At 56.6% G+C, this 16,951-nt stretch carries 9 protein-coding genes; 6 read left to right on the top strand and 3 right to left on the bottom strand.

Annotation, left to right across the window (positions count from 1 at the left end; all coding sequences use genetic code 11):
- Positions 1–113 precede the first annotated feature (113 nt).
- The 5 genes from EI42_RS00080 to EI42_RS00100 all read left to right on the top strand — a co-directional run bounded on the left by EI42_RS00080 (position 114) and on the right by EI42_RS00100 (position 7,772).
- Complete coding sequence (locus EI42_RS00080; RefSeq protein ID WP_111317488.1) at positions 114–2,312, top strand: alpha-amylase/4-alpha-glucanotransferase domain-containing protein; 2,199 nt, start codon at positions 114–116, stop codon at positions 2,310–2,312.
- Positions 2,313–2,334: 22 nt separating this feature from the next.
- Entirely contained in the window at positions 2,335–3,051 is a 717-nt protein-coding gene (locus tag EI42_RS00085; RefSeq protein ID WP_170142243.1) for a type 1 glutamine amidotransferase, read from the top strand.
- Between the two features lie 286 nt (positions 3,052–3,337).
- The gene (locus EI42_RS00090; RefSeq protein WP_170142244.1) at positions 3,338–4,312 is read left to right on the top strand and encodes a PP2C family protein-serine/threonine phosphatase; all 975 of its coding nucleotides are present in this window, start codon (positions 3,338–3,340) and stop codon (positions 4,310–4,312) included.
- Between the two features lie 276 nt (positions 4,313–4,588).
- On the top strand, positions 4,589–5,344 hold the full coding sequence (locus EI42_RS00095; protein WP_111317491.1) for a CAP domain-containing protein: 756 nt from the start codon (positions 4,589–4,591) through the stop codon (positions 5,342–5,344).
- Between the two features lie 109 nt (positions 5,345–5,453).
- Positions 5,454–7,772, top strand: a complete 2,319-nt coding sequence (locus tag EI42_RS00100; RefSeq protein ID WP_111317492.1) for an MGH1-like glycoside hydrolase domain-containing protein — start codon at positions 5,454–5,456, stop codon at positions 7,770–7,772.
- A 34-nt stretch (positions 7,773–7,806) separates the two neighbouring features.
- On the opposite strand, the gene ftsH is transcribed toward EI42_RS00100, so the two are convergent.
- Positions 7,807–10,164 carry an ATP-dependent zinc metalloprotease FtsH gene (gene ftsH / locus EI42_RS00105; RefSeq protein WP_111317493.1) on the bottom strand — a complete coding sequence of 786 codons (2,358 nt, stop codon included), beginning with the start codon at positions 10,162–10,164 and terminating at the stop codon, positions 7,807–7,809.
- 806 nt (positions 10,165–10,970) lie between these two features.
- On the opposite strand from ftsH, the gene EI42_RS00110 reads away from it, so the two are divergent.
- Entirely contained in the window at positions 10,971–12,632 is a 1,662-nt protein-coding gene (locus EI42_RS00110; RefSeq protein WP_111317494.1) for a CocE/NonD family hydrolase, read from the top strand.
- A gap of 43 nt (positions 12,633–12,675) precedes the next feature.
- Here EI42_RS00110 and EI42_RS00115 read toward each other — a convergent pair whose 3' ends face one another.
- Complete coding sequence (locus EI42_RS00115; protein WP_111317495.1) at positions 12,676–14,514, bottom strand: S9 family peptidase; 1,839 nt, start codon at positions 14,512–14,514, stop codon at positions 12,676–12,678.
- A gap of 153 nt (positions 14,515–14,667) precedes the next feature.
- On the bottom strand, positions 14,668–16,920 hold the full coding sequence (locus EI42_RS00120; RefSeq protein WP_111319495.1) for a helix-hairpin-helix domain-containing protein: 2,253 nt from the start codon (positions 16,918–16,920) through the stop codon (positions 14,668–14,670).
- Positions 16,921–16,951: the final 31 nt, after the last annotated feature.

Consider the following 16,951-nt stretch of genomic DNA (forward strand, 5'->3'; position numbering starts at 1 on the left):
AAAATGATTTCGATTCGCCGGAGGAATATGGTATAGTGGAAGAGGATAGTGCTTTAAGAACACTCTTTTTCCCGTTAAGAAAGAGAAGATCGAAAGATCAAGAAAAAGATGCAATGCGTGAACAGGTAGTTGCAATGGATACAGGTCATATCTATCTCGGGCTCTTGTTGCACAATCACCAGCCCGTCGGGAATTTTCCCTCGGTCATTCAGCAGGTCTATGAGCAATCATACCTGCCCATGCTCGAAGCGCTGGAGCGTCACCCCGGGGTCAGGGTCTCGCTACACTACACGGGCTCATTGCTTGATTGGCTGGAAGCGACGCACCCCGAGTTTCTGGAGCGTATCGCCGCTCTTATCCAGCGTGGACAGGTTGAGATCGTCGGCGGAGGCTACTACGAACCGATCCTGCCCGCTATTCCAGATCGGGACAAAATCGGCCAGATTCGTGCCTTCTCCGAACGACTGCACGCCCTCTTTGGCACAACCCCTGACGGCATGTGGCTGGCAGAACGCGTCTGGGAGCCCTCGCTTCCCCGCTATCTCGAAGAGGCCGGGATACAATGGACCATCCTCGATGACACGCACCTGAAAGCAACCGGCCTGGACGATGACGACCTGTACGGCTACTATGCGACCGAGGATCAAAGCGGCGTGCTCAAAGTCTACGCGACCAGCAAGAAGCTCCGCTACACCATCCCCTGGCGACCAGTCGCCGAAACGATCCAGTGGCTGCGCTCGCTGGCAAAGCCCGGACAGCAACGGATCGCCGTCATGGGCGATGATGGCGAGAAGTTCGGGAGCTGGCCCGAGACCGGTCCATATTGTTGGGGAGAAGACGGGTGGGTCGACGCGTTTCTGAGCGCACTGGAACAGGAATGCGATTGGCTGCACACGATTCCACTCGGCGAATACGCACGAAGCGCGCCCGCGCTTGGTCGGATCTATATTCCAACAACCTCCTACATCGAGATGTCCGAGTGGTCGCTACCGCCACGCAAAGCCTACCAGTTTGGCCGCCTGCTCCATAAGCTGGAAGAGAACCGGGAGAACGAGATACTGCAATTCTTCCGGGGCGGCTTCTGGCGCAACTTCCTCGCTCGCTATCCCGAGGTCAACAACCAGCATAAGAAGATGCTGCGCGTGCATGAGCGCGTTCACGCGGCCGGCGAGACAGAGGCGCTCCGGCACCTGTGGAAGGCGCAGGCGAATGACACCTACTGGCACGGCCTCTTCGGTGGGGCGTATATGGGCCACATGCGGTCGGCCATCTACCATCACCTGATTCGCGCTGAGCATCTCGCCGACCGTGTTTTGCACCAGAATCAGCCCTGGCAATCCTACGAGTTCACCGACTTCGATCGCGATACCCATAATGAGCTGATTATTGAGGGAAGCGCCCAGAATCTCTATCTCGCGCCAGAGCGAGGCGGCACACTCTTTGAATGGGATCTTCGCCAGAGCGGGCATAATATCCTCAGCGTGATGGCCCGCCACCCCGAAAGCTACCATCAGGTCTTGCGCGAGTACGAACAGGAGCGGCGACAGAAGGCACGTCAGGCCGCCACAGAGCCACAAGCCCTTAAGCCGGAATCGCCCCACACCACCGTACGCACGAAAGAGCCAGACCTTGACCGCCTGCTTGTCATCGATAGGCATCGCCGCACCAGCCTGAAAGATCACTTCCTGCCCGCCGGTCTCCCCTTCCCGTCCTTTCTACAGAATCGCTATGAGGAACTGGGCGACTTTATCGAGCAGCCCTACCATACCGAGGTGGAGCAGGACGAGCAGGGTCTGCTTGTCACGCTGACCCGCCAGGGCAAGGTGAAACGCGCTGGCGCCCTCGGACCGCTGCCGGTCTTGCTCACCAAGCAGCTTGTGATCGCTCGCGATGCCGAGTACCTGAGCATCAGCTATACACTGGAAAATCGGGGCCGGGCTCGCCTGCACACGTGCTTCGCCTGCGAATGGAACCTGCATCTCCTCGCCGGAGGCAAGAACGAACAGGCATATTGCTTGATTGAAGGCCAGGCGCCCGCACTGCTGGATCAGAATGAAGAGGTAGCAGACGTACAGGCGTTACACGTCGGCAATACCTGGCTCAAGCAGGATATCGGGTTTCTCATCAGTCAAAAAGCGCTGCTCTGGCGCTTCTCGCTTGATGCCGTAACTGGTTCGGAGGCGGGCTTTGAGCGAACCCACCAGGGAACGTGCATCGTATTCCTCTGGCCCGTCGTACTAGATTCAGGGGGAGTATGGCGCGTTCGCCTTGATTGCACAGGCAGCCAGCCAGAAGGATTCAGGCTCTCATGATTTCGCAAAGGGAAGGATGACGATGGCGAAACAAATACTGGTACTTCAGCATGCACAAGAAGATCCAATTGGCTTTCTAGGGGAGATCCTGGAAGAATATGGCATCTCTTTTGAGCCAGTTCTTGTCGAAACCGAGACCCTCCCCGACCCGACAGCCTATGCAGCAGTCATAGCCCTGGGAGGCACACAACACGTCTATGACAGGGAGCGTCACCCATATTTCGCCACTGAGGCGCCTTTTTTACGGCACCTGGTCGAGCAAGATATTCCCTATCTGGGCATTTGTCTGGGGAGCCAGTTGTTAGCGGATGCCCTCGGCGGGCACGTGCGTCGGCACCACACGGCAGAAATCGGCTTCTATGATGTCGAGCTAACGCCAGAGGGACGCGCAGACCCGCTCTTCGCCGGTTTCGCTGATGCCTGCACAGTGTTTCACTGGCATGAAGATGTTTTCGAGCTGCCAGCCGGTGCGGTCCTGCTGGCAACCAGCCCGGCAGCCCGTAATCAGGCGTTTCGTATCGGGAAACATGCATATGGGCTACAATTTCATATCGAGATAACACCCGAGATGCTTCAGCTCTGGCTTCAGGCACCAGTTCAACGGCCTCGGAGTGCGCAGGAGATCGCGCTATTGGAGCGATTGCAGAGGGAACAGAGAGAGAAGTTTCCTATTTTCCATAGGCATTCGCGTATACTATTTAAGAACTTTCTGAAAAGCAGTAATCTGTTACAGGAATAATTGGGATGAACGGTAGACCCTTTTCATTTGTTCCCTCTATCTGCTATACTTGCACTCATAACACATTGTCGGAAGACTGGCGAGCATACACCAGCATACCTGACAGGCTTTCGCAGATAATACAATACATTTTCAGGCACGGACATACTTAGCTCAAGAGGTGGCACATCGGAGACCGCTACTATTTATCTTCCTATTTCCTGGTTGACAGGAAGAATACTATAGATTATTGGTGAATAGTATGTACAATGCCATAGCTTCCCTCGCTAGAGGTGCGGAGCAAGATATGAATATAGAATTCCTTGAAAGGCTGCATTCAAGCAAGATGCCGCAGTACAACAATATTCAAAGCACCATTCTGACAAACGACTATGGACCTATTGCCCTGCCACCTTTCACATTTGCTTTTAAAACTACTGCATGTGAACGCCACCCGACACGCAACGAGGATAGCATCCTTTTAGAGGAGGAAACCGGCCTTGCTGCTGTTTTCGATGGAGTCGGCGGCAGTGCAGCAGGAGAAGTTGCCTCGCAAACAGCGGTACAAGCCACGCGTCAGGAATGGAAGCGCATTGTCAGGCAGTTTCAGCAGGGGCGTAAAAAGCACACCTTCCTCGAATATACTGAGCGGTCAAACCTGCCCACCCTCCTTGAACGACTGATTCTGAACGCCGATGAACAGGTACGCACTGAGGGAGCCCGCCGAGCCGGAACCGACAATCTTGCCACCACCGTCGCCCTTGCCGCCATTTGCCGTATCCCGGGACAACGCCACTATAAACTACTCTTTTCCCACGTTGGAGACAGTCGCATCTACCTGCTCCGCAGCGACGAATCCCTGAAACGCCTGACCACCGATGACGGCCTGCTTGGCAAGCTGGTCGAGAACCAATTGATTGACAACGAAGACGCCCTGCACATCGATCAGGCATGCAGCACCGAACAACTCAGCGATGTTGAATTCAGCTACTTCCGCTTGCGGGGCGGGATCACACAGGCACTTGGCGGTCCTATTGCCCCGACAGTCCATCTGGGCGAGTGCACCATCTATCCCGGCGATCGCCTCCTGCTCTGTACTGACGGTATTCACGACAACCTCACCGACAAGGAAATTGAAGCGGTCCTGCGCAACTCGTCACGCAACGCTGCCGCCCGTATCCTTGTCGAACAATCCATCGAACGCTCGCATGAGCCACGCAATATGAATATTCGCGCCAAGCCCGATGATATGAGCGCCATTGTGATTACCTGCCGTTTCTAGCATTTCTACCCATCCATGCCGGTTGCATAGGCCCTACGCAAAAAGCACTAGCCAGAAAGCACTATGCAACCGGTGCTTTTTCTCCTTTTTCCCTCCACCATGCGTTACTTATTAGAGGCCCGTGTCTGGTTCTCATCAGATCGTACAGGAAATTCTTGTGTACGCATCTATTGCGTTCCACAGGGACTTATATATAGCTTACACTGATCTAGACAGCACGACGCACATACCACCTTCATGCCCGGATGTTGACGTCGTGAGAGGAGGGTAACACTTTTGGGTAGGAAAAGGAGCCTTCTGCTGGCGCTTGTTTGCCTCGTTTTCTTAAGCGCCTGCGGATTCAAGTCAGAGACCACACAAACAAGCCCGAACACATCACAGAGCTGGAAAACGTATGAGGTGACGTTTGTCGGGCATCAGGACCCGACCCCGGCATCAACGCCAAAACCCAAGCCGACCGCGACACAGACGGCCACGCCAACCCCTACCCCGACCCTGACCCCCAGCCCCACACCTACGCCCACGCGGACGCCACCACCGACCAATAACCCACCGACTGATATTCCACAGACTGGCTCAGGAGCAGCCCCCTATGGTCCGCCACCCGCACTGACTTCGGTCGAGATTGAACTGACACAACAGCTTTTCGCGAAGATCAACAGCGACCGCGCCGCCCGTGGCCTGCCTCCCTTTGAATGGGACGACACGCTCGCAGGAATCGCCCGGCTTCATAGCTGGAACATGTATCACTGTGGTTTCAGTCATACCTGCCCCGATGGCAGCGACCAATGCACGCGCATCAAGGCCGCAGGCTTCCCCAATGCCACCGATTGTGGTGAGAACATCGGCAGCGCAGGCCCCTCTACGCCCCCGTGGACAAATGTTGCAGCCGTGCAGCAATCGATGGTCGATGAGGGTCCGAGCGGCTGGCACTTTATCCACCTGTTCAGCACCACGCTGCATAAAATCGGCATCGGCGTGTATGTTGACCCGAGCGGGTGGGTCTGGTTTACCGAAGACATGGTAAGTTAAGCAGCCCGGGAGGGCCGCGTTGCTCTCCCACGCCTTGCGGTTGCGCTCGTATCATACAATAGAAGCAACTATTGAGAATAGCAAGCGAGGCAGGACGGAGGTTCGCGCCATGATCCCGCAAGACGAGTTTACGCCCTTCGGCTATCTGGATAACCCGTATCATAGCTGGAAGCTCAATCCAAGTGGTGTCTTGCGCTCAAAGGAACCGCTGGCAATGGGCTGGCATATGCCGAATTTTGGCAGCTACGCCCGCAACCAGTTTCAATACAGCGCACATCTGGCTCTTGGGCTGAAAATCGGCAAAATGGTGCTGATTACCCCGGGAGACTTCAAGCGCCACAAGTGCCAGATCTTCAGCCGTCTCCACACCAAAAACCGCTTTGAGTATACCTGTATCGTTCCTACCATCCACCTGACACTGACGGCCCGCTACTTCCTTATCAATGAACATGCGCTTGGCTGCATCATCACGCTGGCTGCGCCATCCGCACAGCAGCTTCCCGTCACACTCTACCTGATGCATCAGCACATTCATAACCCACACACCAGCCGTCTCTGGGAGCATGGCATCTACACCATGACTGGACCACATCCCGGCACCTGTCTGCTCGGCATTGCCAGCGAGGGAGACGCGTTTCTGCATGGCGCACGCTCGGCGGATGGAGGTCCGCTGACCTTCGACACCATGCATACCGTTATCGCCCCCGAAGATGCTGCGATGCTGGCCCACTCGATCCCGGTCGCCGAGCCGAGCGTCACCGAATATGAGGAAAGCACCGGCTGGCAGGCCCGCACCGTAGTTCAACCCTGCCACCTGATCCTTGATGGCGCTCCCCGCACGATCAACGCTGTGCTGACACGCGGCATCTCCCAGGACCAGGTCATAGAGCGCTGGAACGACAGTATTGAAGAGATCGCCCGCGCCGAGGCAGAGCATCGCGAAGATGATGAGCGCTTCTGGAACCGTGCCCCCCGGCTTGAGGGCGATTGGCCCGACCACTGGCGGCGCGGGCTGGTCTACGATCTGGAAACACTGCGCATGGTGATTCGGCCATCAGTCGGCGTCCTGACCCACTTCTTCGATGGCATGCAGATACAGGCTCCGCGCGCGGTGCTGGCTGAGGCCGGGATAGATACGCTCCTGCTCAGTTACGCTGATCCCGAACTGGCCGCTGAAGTGCTCCTCTGCCACTTTGAGGAGGCGCCCCGGCCTAACCTCCCCTGTATGCGCGAGGATGGCAGCTATAACATGGTTGCTGACGATGGGCAGATATGCGGCACGGCTCCCGAATGGGGCTTCCCGCTCTGGTGTATTGATCAGCAGTTCCGCCGCAGTGGCGACCTGTTCTGGCTGCATCGCCTGTACCCGCGAGTTGCAGCCTATCTACGCTGGTGGCTTGAGCATCGGCGAGACCGTGATGGCTGGCTGGTCTATGCCTGTTCCTGGGAAAGCGGGCAGGATGTTTCGAGTCGCTTCGGCACTCAGCAGACCGGCGGCACCATTATCGAGCATGTGCGCCCCTCGGATCTTCAGGCCAGCATGGCACAGGGAGCCGCGATTCTGGCTGATTGGGCCGCTCAACTCGCCCGGGCCGAGAATCTGCCGCCGCTTCCCGATCTGCCCCCTATCGATTATCAGACCGAGACAAAAGTATGGCAGCAGGTTGCCAATGAGTTCCGCAAGAAGACGCTCCAGATGTGGCATGACGGCTGGTTCAGAGACTATGACTCGGGCACAGGCGAGCACTCCAATCAGCAGGACACGATGCACCTCGCGCCGGTCTTCTGCGGTGTCGCCACGCCAGAACAGCTTGAGCAGCTTCGCCCGGCCATCCAGAAGCCTCCCTATCATAGCGGCTGGCATACGCTCTCATGGCCGCCCGTGACGCTGACCCTCGTTGGGGCTGCCCTTGCCGCTCATATGCCAGAGGAGGCCACCCGCATCGCCTCGACGTTCATTGACGCCTCGTGGCGTAGCACTGACCGTCGCATGCTCGACGAGCATAAAGGGCTACCCGGCATCACTCGCGAGTACCTTCGCACAATTGAGGTGGGCAAATGGGGCGAAATCGACTACGTGAACGCCGGTATTGAGGGCTACGGCTGGGGAGCGCTCAGCATCTATCTGTTCATACACGTGCTGCTTGGCTTACATGAGCGCCGCGCCGGACAGCTTCATGTCGCGCCCATGCTCCCCCAGGATCTCCGTACGATCGGGGCAAGGTATCGAGTACGCACGATTCAGTGGGGAAAGCACACGCTCTCGCTTGAGCTACATGTGCAGGAGAAGGAGCGCTACACCTGCCGTCTGGAAGCGTCGCGAGACGAGGCAGTACAACCCGAACTGGGACTGGATCCACAACGGGTATCGCAACACTGGGAGTGGTCTGCCGCGTGGGGTGAAGGGCAAACGCTCACCCTTCCCTGACACGGGCCAGAAAGACCCGTGCCAGTTCAGCCCGTCAATCTTGCAAAAGAGTCAGAAATTGTTCACGACTCAGCATTTCATGTTCGAGCAGGGCGTCCGATAGCTTCTTAAGCTGTGCAGCATGCTCACTCAAAACGGTGCGAGCCAGCACCCGCCCGTCGTCGAGAATCCGCAGGACTTCAGCATCAATCGCGGATTGTAGCGCAACGCCGGAGACTGGTGCCGGTGTCGGCTCCGCACTCTGATACGCGCGAGGAAGCCCACCATTGAGCACCGGTCGCCCCTGCTGATCCAGTGCCAGTGTGCGGCTCTCTGGCTCAAACCGCTTGAATGCCATTGCATACGCCTCTTCTGCCTGCTGCTCCGCGAATACAGGCCCAAGCTCCCGACTCATGCCCCAGCGTGTCACCATGCGACGCGCAAGGTCTGTCACAACCTGAAAATCGTTCTCGGCCCCTGTAGTCACCTGCTCAGAGCCAAAGGTGAGTTCTTCCGCCACACGTCCACCCAGACCGACCGCGATCCGGGCCATCAACATCTGACGGCTATAATTGTAACGGTCATCATCGGGCACAAATTGCGTGACACCAAGACTCTGCCCACGCGGCAGGATCGTCACACAGTTCACCGGATCAGCCTCGGGCAGGTAATGTGCTACCAGAGCATGCCCGCTCTCATGCACCGCGATGATCTTCCGTTCCTTCTCATCCAGCAAGAGTGGTCGTAGCGCCCCCAGTTGGACGCGCGCTAACGCCTCCGCAAAACACTGCTCATCGAGACAATCGAGGTCGCGGCGGGCCGCAATTAAGGCCGCCTCATTCACCAGATTCGCCAGATCAGCCCCCGTCATGCCCACGGTCAGACGGGCCAGTTTATCGAGGTCAACATTGTCATGGAGCGGCGTCTTGCGCGTGTGGACCCGTAGAATCGCCTCACGCCCGGAACGTGTCGGCGCGGCAACGGTAATATGACGATCGAAGCGCCCGGGACGTAGCAGCGCCTTGTCCAGAATATCGACACGATTGGTTGCCGCCAGCACAATCACCGACTCACGCCCATCAAAGCCGTCCAGCTCTACCAGCAACTGGTTCAACGTCTGATCGCGCTCATCATTATTGGTAATGCGCATCGAGCGTTTGCGTCCGACCGCGTCCAGTTCGTCGATAAAGATGATGCATGGTGCGGACCTCCGCGCCTGATTAAACAGATCTCGCACCCGGCTGGCCCCGACACCAACGTACATCTCGACAAACTCAGATGCACTCATACTGAAAAAAGGAACCCCGGCCTCACCCGCGACGGCTTTCGCCAGCAGCGTCTTACCGGTCCCCGGAGGGCCAACCAGCAGCGCCCCTCGTGGGATCCGCGCACCCAGACGCTTATAGGTCTCGGGATGCCGCAGGAACTGCACAATCTCCTCAACCTCGTGCCTCACCTCGTCGATTCCGGCCACATCAGCGAACGTCACGCCTGTGTGCTCAACAACCTGTATCGATTTCGCCTTTGCGCCCACACCGCTCTCGACGCCCTCGGTCAGCTTCTCATTTCCTTTTCTTGCCGCCGTGCCGCCTCCCTCTTTCTCGCGCTGAAAACGTCGCACCCGACTCTTCCCGATCTCAGAAATCCGCTCATCGATGGAGCGCATGCTTTTGCCATTATTGCGCATTGCCAGAAAGAACCAGATACCCGCCAGCGCCAGCATGACCGGAATAAAGTGCCAGAGAGAGCTGAACCAGCCAGCCCCCTGGTTCGCCGGATAGACCCGAACCGAGACCTGGTGCCTGTTCAGCAGGGGCTGCAATTGATCATCGCCACTGGGAGGCATGCGGGTGAAGACCTCTGTAGCGACGTTCCGCTGCGGCTGTGCTGGATTGGTCGAAAAGGCATAGCGAGGCATCGTAGACGGCGATGTTTCATCAGGGGAAGACGCGTCCTGAAGCTTCAATGGCTCTTTCAGATGTGCGCTGATCTCATTTCCTCTGATCGCAACCTCGTCTATCTTCCCCTGTGTTACCATATTGGTAAAGTCACTATATGCAACAACAGCTTCACCGTTCGGGCCCCCCTTCCCGACTGGCAGAGGAGGCAATTGAGTGAAAAGCGCATACAGCAGTACAAGCAGTACCGACAATAACAGAAATGTCCACACACCGCTGCTCAGAGTGTGTACCTGCTTCCAGGCCCTCTGCCCATAATCTCTTGCTGTCTTCAGTCGTCGCCCTGACTCAATCAGCAAGCGCTTGCGACGACCTGCCTTATCATCCATTGAATTCACCTCACCAAGCCAAAGATCAAACAGACGATTTGCACGCCGTCGATCTGCAACCTTCTCGTCATACCGGGTGATATAGCCTGTCGCCAGATCACCATTTCCTTTCTTACGTCCTGCCACACAATGAACTCTTTGCCTGAAACACGATGCAAAGATGCGGGGATGTTACGCCCCCATTTCTTAGTAAACACCTGTCACAATAACCTTGTCCTGCAATAACTACAGGAAAAAGTCCGATAATCAAGCTGAATGAATGCAGCTTCTTCAGGCAATTTGTTTCAGGTTGCACCAGACAGTGTACAGCTAAATAAATGGAATATCACTATATGCAGTACTTTCTTCTTAACCATTCCTCTATATAGAAATAGATCTATATATGCTTTCATCCACATTTCGCCTCCCCTCAGAAGGCGGCCTCACTGACTACAACCAGCAAATTAAAGGCCCTTCCTTCCCCAATTCCCATATCACCACTTCTATCACGTTAAGACCTCACAACTTAGATGCGCCTCTAGCCCTTCCTTCAACACACCTCTTCACCACGCGATACCCCTTCATCCCGTCGTGCCCTATCTCTCTTTATAATAACACATAATGGTATATAGATAAAAACGATGAAACATCTGCAATTTCCCTGATGCGCTCTTACGGTCCCCAACGGACACAAGACAACACAGCAGGTCTGCTCATCTTTCTCAACAAGAACAAACGAGCGGCGATCTTTCATAGGTCAGTTCCAGGCGTTATTAGCTATCTCTATATATACATACACGAACTGTTGCCACTGCTTCTGGAGCCCCTGTAAGAAACCGCTGCACAGGGAAGCGGGCAATCACCTTTTGCTTGCTTCCCACCCCACACAAGGGGTACACTACTAGCAGGCAGATTGCTATCTGATGTCGTAATTTTAGAAAGGATCGTGCTTCATGTCACTATTCGCATCTCGCGAAACTCGTATCCTCTTTAACCAGCGTGTTCCACTGAGAGACGGCGTTACCCTTTCAGCAGATGTCTATTTGCCCTCCGAGCCCGCAAAGGGGAAATGGCCCGTTATTCTGATGCGCACGCCCTATCAGAAAGCTTCCAATGCCACAGCAGCCATGGCTATGGATTTTAACCGCCATGGCTATGTCTTTGTGGCGGTTGACGTACGCGGCCGCGGCGATTCTGATGGTACATTCACCCCCTATCGCAACGAGGGCCCCGACGGCTATGATACGATTGAGTGGTGCGCCGCACAGCCGTGGAGTGATGGCAAGGTTGGCACTATTGGCGGCTCCTATCCGGGACGCATTCAGTGGCTTGCGGCGCTGGAACAGCCTCCACACCTCAAAACAATGATCGTCTCCGTGGCACCCTCTGATCCCTTCGTCGAGACGCCCACAGGTCTGCCCAGTCCGATGCACCTTTGCTGGCTCCACCTGGTCAGCGGACGCGTCAATCAGCCAATGGAAACCATCAACTGGGAAGAGGTCTATCAGCACCTCCCGCTCCTCACGATGGATGAGCAGACAGGACGCGTTATTGAGGCCTGGCGGGCAGAGATCGCGCACCCGCAGCTTGATGACTACTGGCAGCCGCTGTGCTATCAGAAAAAGTTCGACCGGGTCAATCTGCCTGTACTGCATATTTCAGGTTGGTATGATGATGAACAGATTGGCACACCTCTGAACTACATTGGCATGACCACCACGGGCGCGCCCGCAGCCCGCGACAAACAGCGTCTCCTGATGGGACCCTGGGGACATAACGTCAATGGAGCGTCAAAATTGGGTGAGGTCGATTTTGGCAGTCAGGCGATTATCGATCTTCGCGCGGAACAGGTGCGCTGGTTTGATCGCTGGCTCAAGGGCATCGAGCATAACGATGCTCCGGTACGCATCTTCATTATGGGAGACAATGTGTGGCGCGACGAGCAGGAATGGCCGCTCGCTCGTACCCGGTGGACCCCCTACTATCTGCACAGTCAGGGCAAAGCAAACAGCCGCTTCGGTGATGGCGTCCTCACGCCAGAAAAGCCCGCCGACAACCAGCCGCAAGATACCTACACCTATGATCCGGCTCGCCCGGTCCCCTTTATGACCGAGCCAACCTCTTCGCAGATCGGCGGCCCGGACGACTACTCGGCCATTCTTCGCCGTGATGACGTGCTTGTCTATACCACCGAGCCGCTGACCGAAGACGTCGAGGTTGTGGGCCCGATTCGTGTTGAACTCTACGCCGCCTCGTCAGCGCCCGACACCGATTTCAACGCCATGCTGATCGACGTCTGGCCGAACGGCTTTCGGCAGCGCCTCTGTGATGGCATGGTTCGCGCCCGCTTCCGCGAGGGCATGGAGCAGCCATCGCTGATCGAACCGGGCCGCGTCTATCAGTACACTATCGATTGTTGGAACACCAGTCAGGTCTTCAAACAGGGACATCGTATCTGCCTGATGCTCTCATCAAGCGCGTTCCCCAAATACGACCGGAACCTGAACACCGGGGCGCCCCTCGGACAAACAACCGAGATGGCCGTGGCAGAACAGCGAATCTATCACGATGCAGAGCATCCATCCGCGATCATTCTGCCCATTATTCCCCGTTAAGCCAGAAAAGGCCCGGCAAGCTGTCGCCGGGCCAGCCATCTTCTCACCGGTGCTCCCCGCGCAGATGCTGATCCAGAAAACGGACGACCGCCGGATATGCTTGCAGGCGGTTCGCACGCTTCACAATCCCGTGTCCTTCATCCGCAAAGATCAAACACTCGACGGGAACATTGCGCTCCTGAAGCGCCTTCACAATCTGCTCGGTCTCTCCGACTGGCACGCGGGGATCATTCGCACCGTGGATCACGAACAGTGGCGCCACGATCTTTTCAACATGGTTGATCGGTGAGATCTGTTCCAGAAACTCGCGATCATGTTCCAGACTCCCATACTCCGACTCGCGCAGCTTACGCCGCCAGGGGCCGGTATTCTCCAGGAAGGTTACCAGATTGGCGATGCCCACAATGTCGACGCCTGCTGCCCAGAGCTCGGGATAGGTTGTCAGCGCCGCAAGCACCATAAAGCCGCCGTAGCTGCCACCCATGACCGCGATCCGTTTCGGGTCAGCAATGCCCTGCTCACAGAGCCAGTTGACCGCATATTTCAGGTCAGCAACCGAGTCCATGCGCTTGCGTACGTCATCGAGACTCTGATACTCATAGCCGTAGCCGGTACTGCCGCGCACATTTGGCGCCAGCACCGCGTAACCGCAGGCGACCAGATATTGATAGAGCCAGTTAAAACGAGGCCGCTCCTGACTCTCGGGGCCGCCATGGACGCTGATAATCACGGGCAGGTTTTCGTGCTTCCCTTCAGGCAGGTACAGGAAAGCCGGTATCTGACGCTCGTCAAACGAGGGATAGCGCAACAACTGAGGAGAGACAAAGGTGTCACGTGGAATACCTCCGGTCGAGCTGTAGGTCATGCGCTGCACGGTTCCACCGTCCAGATGCCAGACCCAGATATCCGTAGTATCATCGGCGGCGCTCAGGGTAATCGCCAGCTCGTTTCCTTCCTTCGACCAGCCCAGGCTGAGCACCACACCCTTCGGAAGCGTCGGAGCGATCAACTGCTTGCGTTCATCCCACCCCTGCGTCACATCATAGAGTTCCAGCCGCGAACAGCCATCCTCGTTTATACTGAGCGCAAGCACCGAGCCATCCTCTGTCAGGGCCAGTTGCTCGATATCCCACGACAGCTCATAGAGAAAGGTCATCTCCGTCGTTTCCAGATCAAGATAGGCCAGCGACATAAACTCCCGCCCCCGATCGGAGAGCAGATAGAGCCCCTTGCGATCAGCGGTCCAGCTCGCAGCCCCATGCCAGGCAGGCCCTTCCTGAATGGCCGGGGTCAGCTCGCGCACCTCATTGGTCACCGTATCCAGCAAGAGCAGTTGATTCTGGGTGGTAGTCAGCGAGCGGGAAATCAGGACAGAGCGCCCATCCGGGGAGTACTGGCAGGCATAATTCGAGCCGTCCTGCTGATACAGCAAGCGAACCGCGCCACTCGCAATCCCCATTTCATAGATATCGAAATAACGCTGATCGCGTTCATTGCTGCTATATACGATCCGGCGACCATCAGGAGACCAGGCGCCAAAATGATGCATGACCTCGGGCTTCTCGGTCAGCCCTTTGAGGACCGAGCCGTCCGCATGGAGAAGATAGAGCTGCGTCCGCTCATTGCCGCCCATATCGCCGACCGCTATCAGGGTATTGGCAACAGGAGAGAAAACAGCTTCCATCATACGTTCATTGCGGAACGTCAATTGTTCTGGCCAGGCGGGGCGCTTCGCCTGCTTCTCAACAGCGACACTCCAGACCTCATGCACGCCTGTGATATCCGTCAAGAAGGCCATCTGGCTTCCATCGGGTGAAAAACTCGGCAACATCGCCGAGCGGACATTCATATATCGCTCAAACTCGTAGGTTCTTTTCACCATGCGCAAAGCCTCTCAAAAAGTTGTGGATGTCGATAAGAGGGAATATATTGATATTATAGGTCAGGATTTCCAGTCCTGGCCAGAAAAGACAGCACACGAAAATGGCCCCCTGCCCGGAGCAGAGAGCCATTTCGAGTGATTGACGAACTGAGATCAATGGATTCCCTTCATGCTTAGTTGAATGCGCCCGCGCTGCATATCCACCTTCAGCACGCGCACCTGAATCACCTGCCCGACCGACACCACGCTGAGCGGATCACGTGGAGCGGAACGGTCAAAGCGCTCAAACATCTCGGAAATATGCACAAGGCCATCCTGCTTCACACCGATATCCACAAAGGCGCCGAAATCGACGACATTGCGCACAGTGCCCTGTAAGACCATCCCGGGCTGAAGATCCTCCATTTTCAGCACATCATGGCGCAGAATTGGCCTGGGCAGCGCATCGCGTGGGTCAAGGCCCGGCTTCTCCAGGTTTTCCAGGATATCTTGCAGTGTTGGCAGACCGACCCCGATCTTCTTCGCGATATCGCTCCATACCTCCTGCTCGCTGTCGCCGCCTCGATTGCGCATGCTGCGCCCGAACTTCGTCTGAAGCGTGAGTAACTGCTTGAACTGGGCGATACGCTCAGAAGGTTTTTGCGTCTCATCGCCGGGGAGCATCTTGAGCAAGGCGCGGGCCGCATCATAGCTCTCAGGGTGGATAAAGGTATTGTCCAGCGGCTCCGTACCGTTCGCGATCTTGAGGAAGCCAGCCGCCTGCACAAACGTGGCCGGACCCAGACCGGGAACCTTCAGCAGGTCGTTGCGCGAAGTGAAGGGACCGTTTGCCTCGCGATACTTCACAATAGCGTTGGCCACCCGGGTATTGATCCCAGAAACGCGCTTGAGCAGCGCCGCCGAGGCCGAATTCACGTCCACACCCGCAAAGTTCACACAGGAGACTACCACGCGGTCAAGCATCGCGGCAAGCTCCTTCTGATCCACATCATGCTGATAGAGCCCGACACCGACAGCCTTCGGATCGATCTTGACCAGTTCGGCCAGCGGATCCTGCAGGCGTCGGGCAATCGAGATCGTGCCGCGCTGTGTGGCATCGAGGTTGGGGAACTCCTCGCGTGCCGCCTCCGAGGCCGAGTAGACCGATGCGCCCGCCTCATTCACGATCACATAGCCGATCTGCTCGGCTTTCCCGTTCTCCTGCTCAAGGTCGTGAATCAGGGAGGCAACCAGTTGTTCTGTCTCACGGGAAGCGGTGCCGTTCCCAATGGCGATCACCGTGATCTCGTACTTTTGAATGAGGGAGCGCAGCGTCTCTCTGGCCTGCTGTTCTCTGTGCAGATAGATGACATCGGAGGTGATAAAGCTGCCAAACTCGTTGACGACCGCCACCTTACAGCCAGTCCGAATACCCGGGTCAATGCCGAGGACCTTCTTTCCGCGGAGCGGTGGCTGTAACAGCAGATGACGCAGGTTGACGGCAAAGATGTTGATCGCGTGCTCTTCGGCTTTTTTGGTCAGCTCAACGCGCACCTCGCGCTCCATTGAGGGCGCCAGCAAGCGTTTATAGCTGTCCTCCGTCGCCTCCTCAAGCAGCGAAGCAAACGGTGAAGTTGATTTGGAGGGATAGACAGCAGTTATGGAGTTCTGCTCTTGTTCATACGGGAGATCGACGCTGACACGCAGGACGCCCTCACGCTCCGCCCGATTCAACGCCAGAATCTGGTGAGGCACCAGCCGCGTGATCCGCTGATTGAACTCATAATACAACTGATACACGCCGTTGGGATCTTTCTCTTTCAGCGTCTCTTCGTCGGCCACCCGGGCGCTGAGTTGCGAGCGCTGGAAGAACTGCGTACGCACATTGCCACGGACGGTTGCATCCTCGGCGATGATTTCGGCCACGATATCACTCGCGCCTGCGTAGGCTTCCATGCTGGTCTCGACCCCTTTTTCGGGATCAAGGAAGGGTTGAGCGTGCTCCTCACGCAAGGCCTCGGGATCGCCGACTAGCTCGGGCTGCTGCAAAATCAGCTCTGCAAGCGGGGCCAGACCCTTTTCACGCGCCACACTGGCCCGCGTTTTGCGCTTGGGACGATAAGGGAGGTAGATATCCTCCACCTCCTGCAAGGTTCTTGCCGCCTGAATAGCGGCTTCGAGTTCGGGCGTCAATTTCCCTTGCGTATCGATCAGGCGGCGGACATCCAGCTTTCGCTCGTGCAGCGCACGCAGCGAAGCCGCTCTATCGGCAATCCGTTGAATCTGGACCTCATCCAGACTTTCGGTCACTTCTTTCCGATAACGAGCAATAAACGGAATCGTGTTCCCTTCATCGAGCAGCGTGATAGTGCGAGCGACCTGATCGGCTTTGAGCTTCCATTCAGCGCTCAATTCAACACTCAGCATCTCCGCTATATCGTGAACGGAAAGCGCTTCT

The sequence above is a fragment of the Thermosporothrix hazakensis genome, from assembly GCF_003253565.1.
GTDB lineage: Bacteria > Chloroflexota > Ktedonobacteria > Ktedonobacterales > Ktedonobacteraceae > Thermosporothrix > Thermosporothrix hazakensis.

Excerpts from the sequence above, each read along its gene's own strand:
- EI42_RS00085 (WP_170142243.1), top strand. The coding sequence starts at position 2,335 with ATGGCGAAACAAATACTGGTACTTCAGCATGCACAAGAAGATCCAATT.
- EI42_RS00090 (WP_170142244.1), top strand. The coding sequence starts at position 3,338 with ATGAATATAGAATTCCTTGAAAGGCTGCATTCAAGCAAGATGCCGCAG.
- EI42_RS00110 (WP_111317494.1), top strand. The coding sequence starts at position 10,971 with ATGTCACTATTCGCATCTCGCGAAACTCGTATCCTCTTTAACCAGCGT.
- EI42_RS00080 (WP_111317488.1), top strand. The coding sequence starts at position 114 with ATGCGTGAACAGGTAGTTGCAATGGATACAGGTCATATCTATCTCGGG.
- EI42_RS00120 (WP_111319495.1), bottom strand. The coding sequence starts at position 16,920 with ATGCTGAGTGTTGAATTGAGCGCTGAATGGAAGCTCAAAGCCGATCAG.
- EI42_RS00100 (WP_111317492.1), top strand. The coding sequence starts at position 5,454 with ATGATCCCGCAAGACGAGTTTACGCCCTTCGGCTATCTGGATAACCCG.
- EI42_RS00115 (WP_111317495.1), bottom strand. The coding sequence starts at position 14,514 with ATGGTGAAAAGAACCTACGAGTTTGAGCGATATATGAATGTCCGCTCG.